Below are 7,327 nucleotides of genomic sequence, written 5' to 3' on the forward strand. Positions count from 1 at the left end.
GCCAGGAGCCCGCCCAAGCCGGGCGTACGAAGAGAACAACGCGTCAAACCTCCAGCTTGACGCGTTTCCAGCCGCCGTGGAAGTAATAAATCAAAAGCAAGATATCCGACACTAAGAAACCGAGCGGGAAACTCCACCAGATCCAATCGATCCCGGCATACGCGGCCATGATGTACGAGAACGGGATTCGCACCAGCCAGAGCGAAATGAAGGAAATCAGAAGGGGAAACAACACCGCTCCAGTCGAACGCACCGTGCTGACGAGGATGTTCATGACCCCAAACAGAATAAAGCTCCACGCCGTGATATCATTCACTCGCATACCAAGCGAAACAACCGATTCGTCCGTGATAAACAGGTGCAACACGTCCCGGTTAAAGATGTAGACCAGGCCCGCCAGCGCTCCCGTCATGACCAGATTGTACACGAGGCCCGCTTGGAACGTTCGCGTCACCCGGTCCCACCGATTGGCGCCAACGTTCTGCGAGCAGATATTCGACACGGACGCGCCGATGGCCATGGCGGGCATGCTGATATAGTTTGTAATGTTCATCGACGCGCTGAATGCAGCAACCGCCGCGGAGCCAAACGTGTTCACCAAGTCGATCAACGCCATCGAACTCGTCGATACGACCAGCATCTGCAAACCCATCGACATCCCGCGCTGCAACATCAACCGCATGAGCTGCGCGCTCGGGGCCAGATACCGAAATTCCCGGCCGCGAAGCGCCAGAGGATGTTGTCGAACATACAGAAATACCAGCATGCTCGACAACGCAACGATTTGCGCGGATAAGGTGGCTGTCGCGGAGCCTGAGATGCCCATTTTCGGAAATGGACCAAGGCCGAAGATCAGCACCGGATTCATACCGGTATCGATGATGACCGCCAACAACATAAAGTAGAACGGCGTCCTCGCGTCGCCGGAACCGCGCAACACCATCGTCAGAAAGTTGTACAGGTTGGAAAACGGCACGGTCAGAATGAAGATTCGCAGATACGCCATCGCATACGGCATGACACTCGGCGGCGTGTGAAGCAAATCCAGCAGATTTTTTGCGAATATTTCACTGAGAACGGTTACAACGACGGAAAACAGAACGAAGAATGTGAAACCAGTCCCAATCACTCGCTTCGCTTCGTCGAAGCGCTTGGCTCCGTAGTTTTGTCCGACCGCGATCGACGACGCCATCGCGATACCGAACGTGAGGCTGAAAATCAAAAAGTTGATGTTGTTCACGTTCGCGGTTCCAGCAAAGGCGTTTGCCCCCAGGTCGTGACCGACCCATATCGAATTGATAGTCCCGTTCAGCGACTGCATGATATTTGAGAACAACAAGGGCAAAGAAAACAAGAAAACCGTCTTGTATATCGGCCCTTCCGTCAGTTGCGTGCGTTCCATATGGCGCCTCCGTTCAAGACTAATAGCCTTCACATATTACAATCTATCCGGCACCAACGGCAATAGCAGTCAAGGTGCAAATCTGTCACGACGATTCGCCTCGGAGCGCATATACAAAACCGACAGACATTCGCTATAATCTATTTGTTTGTATTTTAAACTATTTTTTGGAGCGGATAGACGATGAAACATTCTGAACCGAATAAACCTTTAGTAACCCATATTTTCACAGCCGATCCCTCTGCGCACGTCTTTGAAGGAAAGCTCTATATTTATCCTTCTCATGACCTCGATCACAATGGCCCATCGAACGACAATGGCGACCAGTACGCCATGGAAGACTACCACATTTTGTCGATGGACGATCCCACTGCCCCTTGTGTCGACCACGGGGAAGCGCTTCACTTGAGGGATATCCCATGGGCCAGCAAGCAACTTTGGGCTCCTGATGCGGCATACAAAAACAATACGTATTATTTATTTTTCCCGGCGAGGGACAAAAATGGCATCTTCAGAATTGGCGTGGCGACGAGCCCGAACCCCACAGGCCCCTTTACGCCGGAAGAAAACTACATACCCGGCAGCTTCAGCATCGATCCGGCTGTGCTCGTCGACGACGATGGCAGAGCATATATGTACTTTGGCGGTCTTTGGGGAGGCCAGTTGGAGAAATGGCAAACAGGGACGTTCCAGCCTGATGCCACAGGTCCAGCTCCGACGGAACCCGCGCTGGGACCGCGCGTGGCCGAGTTGAGCGACGATATGCTGACCTTCAAGCATGCACCGAAGGAAATCTCCATTGTCGATGAACATGGACAGCCAATTCTTGCTTGCGACGAAGACCGAAGGTATTTTGAAGGACCATGGGTCCACAAATACAATGGACGCTACTACTTGTCCTACTCCACAGGCACAACCCACAAGATCGTCTACGCGGTCAGTGAAAGTCCACAAGGACCATTTGTGTTCAAAGGCACCATTCTCAATCCCGTGATCGGTTGGACGACACACCATTCGATTGTACAGTTCCGAGATACGTGGTACCTGTTTTATCACGACTGCTCGTTATCCAACGGTGTGGATCACAAACGCAGCGTCAAGTACACCGAATTGCACTATAACGAAGACGGCACCATCCAGACGATTGACCCGTACGGCGAAGGCTGAGCATGCACGACATCACGCAAGCGGCTGGTCCGCTGTCAGGACCAGCCGTTTCCTTCCTTGTCACGAGACCTGCAACCTGAGGATCCGATGAACACTAATCAGCCGTCTGCGTTCCTTCAGGCATTCGCACTGAATGCCCCCTTTCCAACACCGGATTGGACAGCCATGTCACAAAAAGAGCAACGAGGCTTATCCCCAGAACCGGAATTAACCCCCGGAGGAGAATCGCATAACAGCCAACAATGACTACCAGCAACAACGAGATCATTGGCTGCGTCCCGACGAGCACAGCTGCGATACGGATATATTGAAACGCGTTCGCTTTGTAATGACTCATGACCGGAAAGATATACACCACGTTCATCAAATAGAACATCGCCACCAAAAGACTTGGAATGATGGCTAGATAACCTATCAACGAGTGGCGATGTAACAGATGGCTTATATCTACAACTAGGATACAAGCTGCAGCACCATATATCAGACCGACGATATTGGAGGAGACAAATTCTCCACGAAACGTTTTCCAATATACGGATGCAATCTTGATATCAAATCTTCCTCTCGACCATGCCCTCGTAACGGAGAACAGCCCCACCATGGCTGGCATCACACCGAATATCCCAGCCCCTAAACATGTGAAGACAAGCAAAAGGAGACTGGCCACCACAATTCGCACAATCCACTGCGTACCAAGTGATATGAACCGGAATCCAAATGTGTCCACTCTTGTTCCCCTTTTCGAAAAGCATATTGACGTTACGAAACGTCAACGCTCGACGTTCACATTGGAATTGTCAGCGAACTGTTCTGCCACACACCATGCTAGCGAACGAGCCAAGAGTCTTTGCATCTGTTCATGGCGCAGGGCCTCATTAGAGTGAGCCGGAGTTATGCAGCAGACTCGCCCCTGCCCGAACTGATGGCACCAACCTGCAATCGATTCTCCATCGTTCGATTTGGAGCGCAGAAAGATCCGTGTCTCCTCCGATCGAACAGACACGAAATAATGCTCATCGCGAAATTCAAAGGCATCGATACCACTGACAATGAAGTCACCCGCGATGTCACTCTCACCTGATGCGCATGGCACATATGTGACGATGGCATTCTCTTTCGGATGCCATTCGAAATGTCCTCGCAACATGTCGGTATACATGCCAGGAACGGGATACGAAGCCATTCCAGCGTGCCATGCCAGCCACGATCCACCAGATTGGACATAGCCTACGATGGCATCCTCAATTGCCTGGGTCATCCAAGTGCGCGGATTCTCATGTTGGGGATCGACTCGATCTTCCCGATAAATCACGACTGCGGCCGGAGATGAACCGAGGCTCTTTTCGAGAGAATCATGTTGAATGAACTCCAGCCGATATCCCAATGATTCCAAGCCGGAGAACGCTTGTTTTAGGGCCTCTTTGATGCCGTCCCCCTGATGATAATAGTCTCCGACGATAGCCAGAATAGACTTGTTCATATACGGAACCTCCTCGTCGGATTCTTATCGCAAACTTGCCGAGACAGAAAGTTGTCTTTTCCATGCACGCTTCAAAGTCTCCAATTCCCACGCCACTTCATCGTATTCATTTCCACCAAGTCGGTATTCAACAGATAGATACCCTTGATAATTGCTGCGCGTCAACAGAGCCGTCTTCTCATCCAGTCGATTCACGATGGTTGGAGTGTGAAAATGAACGTGCATCGCGATCTCGGCGAACATCTCATCACCATTGTCCGTGTCCTTCACCCAACGCTCCAGGTCGAGCAGAACTCCGTATCCCGGATGATTTACCGCCTTGTACACTTCCATGTTCGTTGCGGGAACCATTGCCGGTCCCTTGTGGTTTTGGGGACCGACTTTAAACCCGGAATTATATCCGATTTCCGCATACTCTCGATACCTATTGGCGATAAAATCGAATTGCTGTTCCGATATTTCGCTGAACTCTGGTCCCATATCGATTCGAACTGTTTTCGCCCCTAGAGTTTCAGCAACACGCAAATATTCCAGGGCGTACTGGTGCTTTTTTTCACGAACGACTTCGTCATCATCCCAGACGTCGGCGCCATCTATCGCCAGATTCACGAGCGTTAGTTCTCGGTCTTGAAGAGCGTTCTTCAGTCTTTCGATATAACCTGTTTCAAGCGACTCAATCATTCCGTTCCAAATGTCAGCCGTCTCCAAGTTGTAGCGAAAACGCATGGACTCGAGATAGCCAAAAATATCTATATCCCCACGCTCAAACGTAGAGTGGAACGACCAAGATCCTACAGACAGTTTCATTAATTCTTCCTCCTACTCATTGAGCCTAGTTATTTCGCCTTGTGAGCGTTCCCCACAATCTAACGACGCGAACAGCGTCATCAATTCAAAGTGGCATCGGATTTCCGAATCGATCGATAAAACGAACTTCAAGCTGATCGTCACCCTCCCAGTGCAATAGGTCAGATATTGCCGACGCGGCCTCTTCAGCACTGTCAGGAAAATCAGGGCGTCCCATGTCCGTTCGCATGCGACCCGGGTGGACTGCCATAACTCGTATTCCAGCCTCCGAAAGATTGTGCCCAAGGATTTGACTGAACATATTCAATGCTGCCTTGGACAAACTGTAACCGTAGCCGTTCTTACCACACGTCGTAATGCTCCCTGCTTCGGAGGAGATATTGAGTATGGTTCTAGAGCCGGAACCGCTCATAAGAGGCACGAAGTGCTTTACAACTCTCGCGGGCCCTAGTGTGTTGATGTCGAAGGACCTTAAGACCTGGCCCAAGTCGAGGTCCCTAATATCCTGGTCATGGCCAACAAAAATGGCCGCGTTATTAATAATTGCATCGATACGGCCGACCGTGCTGGAGACGTACTTGGCCCCATCCATCACTGCGGCTTCGTTCCCCACGTCCATCTCAATCACATGAAGATTTCGAATACCCGAATCCATTTGTAATGCAGTTAATCTCGAACTTGACTCAATGCTGCGACAAGCAGCAACGACTGTATTCCCCCTCCGTAATAACTCCGAAGTTAAGGCGTAACCCAATCCTCGTGAGGCTCCAACAACCAAGACGACCATTTTTGTTCCACCCTCCCTGCATACACCCATACAGAAAATCCCTGATATCGTATTCGGTAATCGATTACAAAATAACACAAGTCATTCTTGTTTTAAATAAAAAAATTACAAAATTTTTTGAATGAAAGCGTTGACATTTTGGTGATTGTGCCATAAAAATAACTAACAAGGTCGTCAACTTCCCAAAAACGACCTTTTATCAGAAATGTATTCGATTACAAAATGGAGGGGTCCAGAAATGCGCACCAGGAAAAAAGTGGCCATCGGTGCAGCTACTTTGGTTGTGGTTGGTCTGGCGGCGGGTACTGTAGCTTCGTACGGAGCGAGCGCGGGCAAATCTTCAGATTCTATGAAAGGAGAGGCTTCTACTGCCCCTTCCAAGACGGAGAAAAGCTCTGGGGCAGTACACACCATCACGTATTGGTATCCGTGGGGTGGTGATTCTCAGAAATGGGACTTGTGGCGCATCGGAAAGTACCAGAAAGAGTATCCAAACGAGAAGATAAACGCTGTTTATGTGCCAACAGACTCCGGTCTTTCGGACGGGAAATTGCTCGCGGCTATCGCCGGGAGAAATCCTCCAGATTTGGTCATCACGAACAACTATCAGGGAGCCTACGCATTGGCCGAAAAGGGTGCATTGGAACCCCTGGATCAGTACCTTAAACAGTTACCAAACTACAAACAATCCGACTATCTAAAATCATTCGACAGTCTGATGAAGTATGATGGCCAGACGTATCTCCTGCCACAAGATACGAATGTTGAAATGCTGTATTACAACGAGACCATGTTTCAGCAAGCCGGGATTAAACAGCCTCCGAAGACCATCGCGCAACTTGATGCCGATGCAGCCAAACTCACGAAGATGTCCCCATCGGGCAAGTTAGAGAGGGCAGGGTTTATTCCTTGGATCGAAGATGGCACCCAACCATTCTTGTGGGGATATATTTTCGGGGCCAACTTCTACGATCCTAAGACAAACAAAATCGAACTCGATACGCCCCAGCTAGTCAATACTTACAAATGGATGGACACGTACGCGAAAAAGTACGGTGCAACAACATTGAAATCGTTCACTTCGGGCTTTGGTGGAGCCTTCACCCCCAGCGATGAATTCTTCACCGGAAAAGTAGCGATGGTCGTCAACGGAAACTGGTTTACTGAAGCTCTCAAGCAATATGCTCCCAAAATCAAGTATGGCGTTGTACCAATTCCCGCACCTCCTGGAGGTCGATCAGACGCGACGACCTTTTCAACGAACGTTTGGCTGGTTCCGAAAGGAGCAAAGGATCCTCTGGATGCGTTGAAATTTGCGTTGTGGGGAAGTCAAGGACCTATTCTAGCATCGGATATCAATCAATGGCGCTCCGTTGCAGTCAATCAATCATCGACCGCCGGCATCAAGTTTTATAACAAGAAGGGGCAGATTACCGATCCCATTTACAAAACTGTAATGGAATTGGCCCAATCCCCGAAATCGGGAAGTCCCGCATTGACGAGTGTAGCGGAGGAAATGGGCAACGATTTGACTTCCATAGAGGACGAGGTGATTTATAACAACGCAAATCCAGCTACGCTGTTAGCTCAACTGCAAACGAAACTACAGTCTGAAGTAGGACCGGTGAAGAAGTAAACATCCTCTGTTCCATAGGCGTTTATTCAAGAGTTCGTTATGTCAATA

The 7,327-nt window shown here is 49.7% G+C and carries 7 protein-coding genes; 2 read left to right on the forward strand and 5 right to left on the reverse strand.

All coding sequences use genetic code 11. The features are described 5' to 3' along the window. Positions 1-43: 43 nt before the first annotated feature. The gene (locus AAC01S_RS10355; protein WP_067621661.1) at positions 44-1,402 is read right to left on the reverse strand and encodes an MATE family efflux transporter; all 1,359 of its coding nucleotides are present in this window, start codon (positions 1,400-1,402) and stop codon (positions 44-46) included. Positions 1,403-1,585: 183 nt separating this feature from the next. On the opposite strand from AAC01S_RS10355, the gene AAC01S_RS10360 reads away from it, so the two are divergent. Further along, complete coding sequence (locus tag AAC01S_RS10360; protein ID WP_067621669.1) at positions 1,586-2,569, forward strand: glycoside hydrolase family 43 protein; 984 nt, start codon at positions 1,586-1,588, stop codon at positions 2,567-2,569. 94 nt (positions 2,570-2,663) lie between these two features. On the opposite strand, the gene AAC01S_RS10365 is transcribed toward AAC01S_RS10360, so the two are convergent. The 4 genes from AAC01S_RS10365 to AAC01S_RS10380 form a co-directional block, all read right to left on the reverse strand. Continuing rightward, positions 2,664-3,296, reverse strand: coding sequence for a YesL family protein (locus AAC01S_RS10365; protein WP_067621676.1), 633 nt, complete (start codon positions 3,294-3,296; stop codon positions 2,664-2,666). Positions 3,297-3,338: 42 nt separating this feature from the next. Beyond that, positions 3,339-4,049 (reverse strand): ThuA domain-containing protein, encoded by a 711-nt coding sequence (locus tag AAC01S_RS10370; protein ID WP_067621678.1) that lies wholly within the window; start codon positions 4,047-4,049, stop codon positions 3,339-3,341. A gap of 24 nt (positions 4,050-4,073) precedes the next feature. Continuing rightward, positions 4,074-4,856: a sugar phosphate isomerase/epimerase family protein gene (locus tag AAC01S_RS10375; protein ID WP_067621679.1), complete on the reverse strand. Its 783-nt coding sequence runs from the start codon at positions 4,854-4,856 to the stop codon at positions 4,074-4,076. Between the two features lie 85 nt (positions 4,857-4,941). Next, complete coding sequence (locus tag AAC01S_RS10380; RefSeq protein WP_067621681.1) at positions 4,942-5,643, reverse strand: SDR family NAD(P)-dependent oxidoreductase; 702 nt, start codon at positions 5,641-5,643, stop codon at positions 4,942-4,944. 238 nt (positions 5,644-5,881) lie between these two features. Here AAC01S_RS10380 and AAC01S_RS10385 point away from each other — a divergent pair, with 238 nt between their 5' ends. After that, positions 5,882-7,279 (forward strand): extracellular solute-binding protein, encoded by a 1,398-nt coding sequence (locus tag AAC01S_RS10385; protein ID WP_067621682.1) that lies wholly within the window; start codon positions 5,882-5,884, stop codon positions 7,277-7,279. Positions 7,280-7,327 lie beyond the last annotated feature (48 nt).

Origin of the sequence: Alicyclobacillus acidiphilus NBRC 100859 (genome assembly GCF_001544355.1) — a bacterium.
In the GTDB taxonomy this organism is placed as follows: Bacteria; Bacillota; Bacilli; order Alicyclobacillales; family Alicyclobacillaceae; genus Alicyclobacillus; species Alicyclobacillus acidiphilus.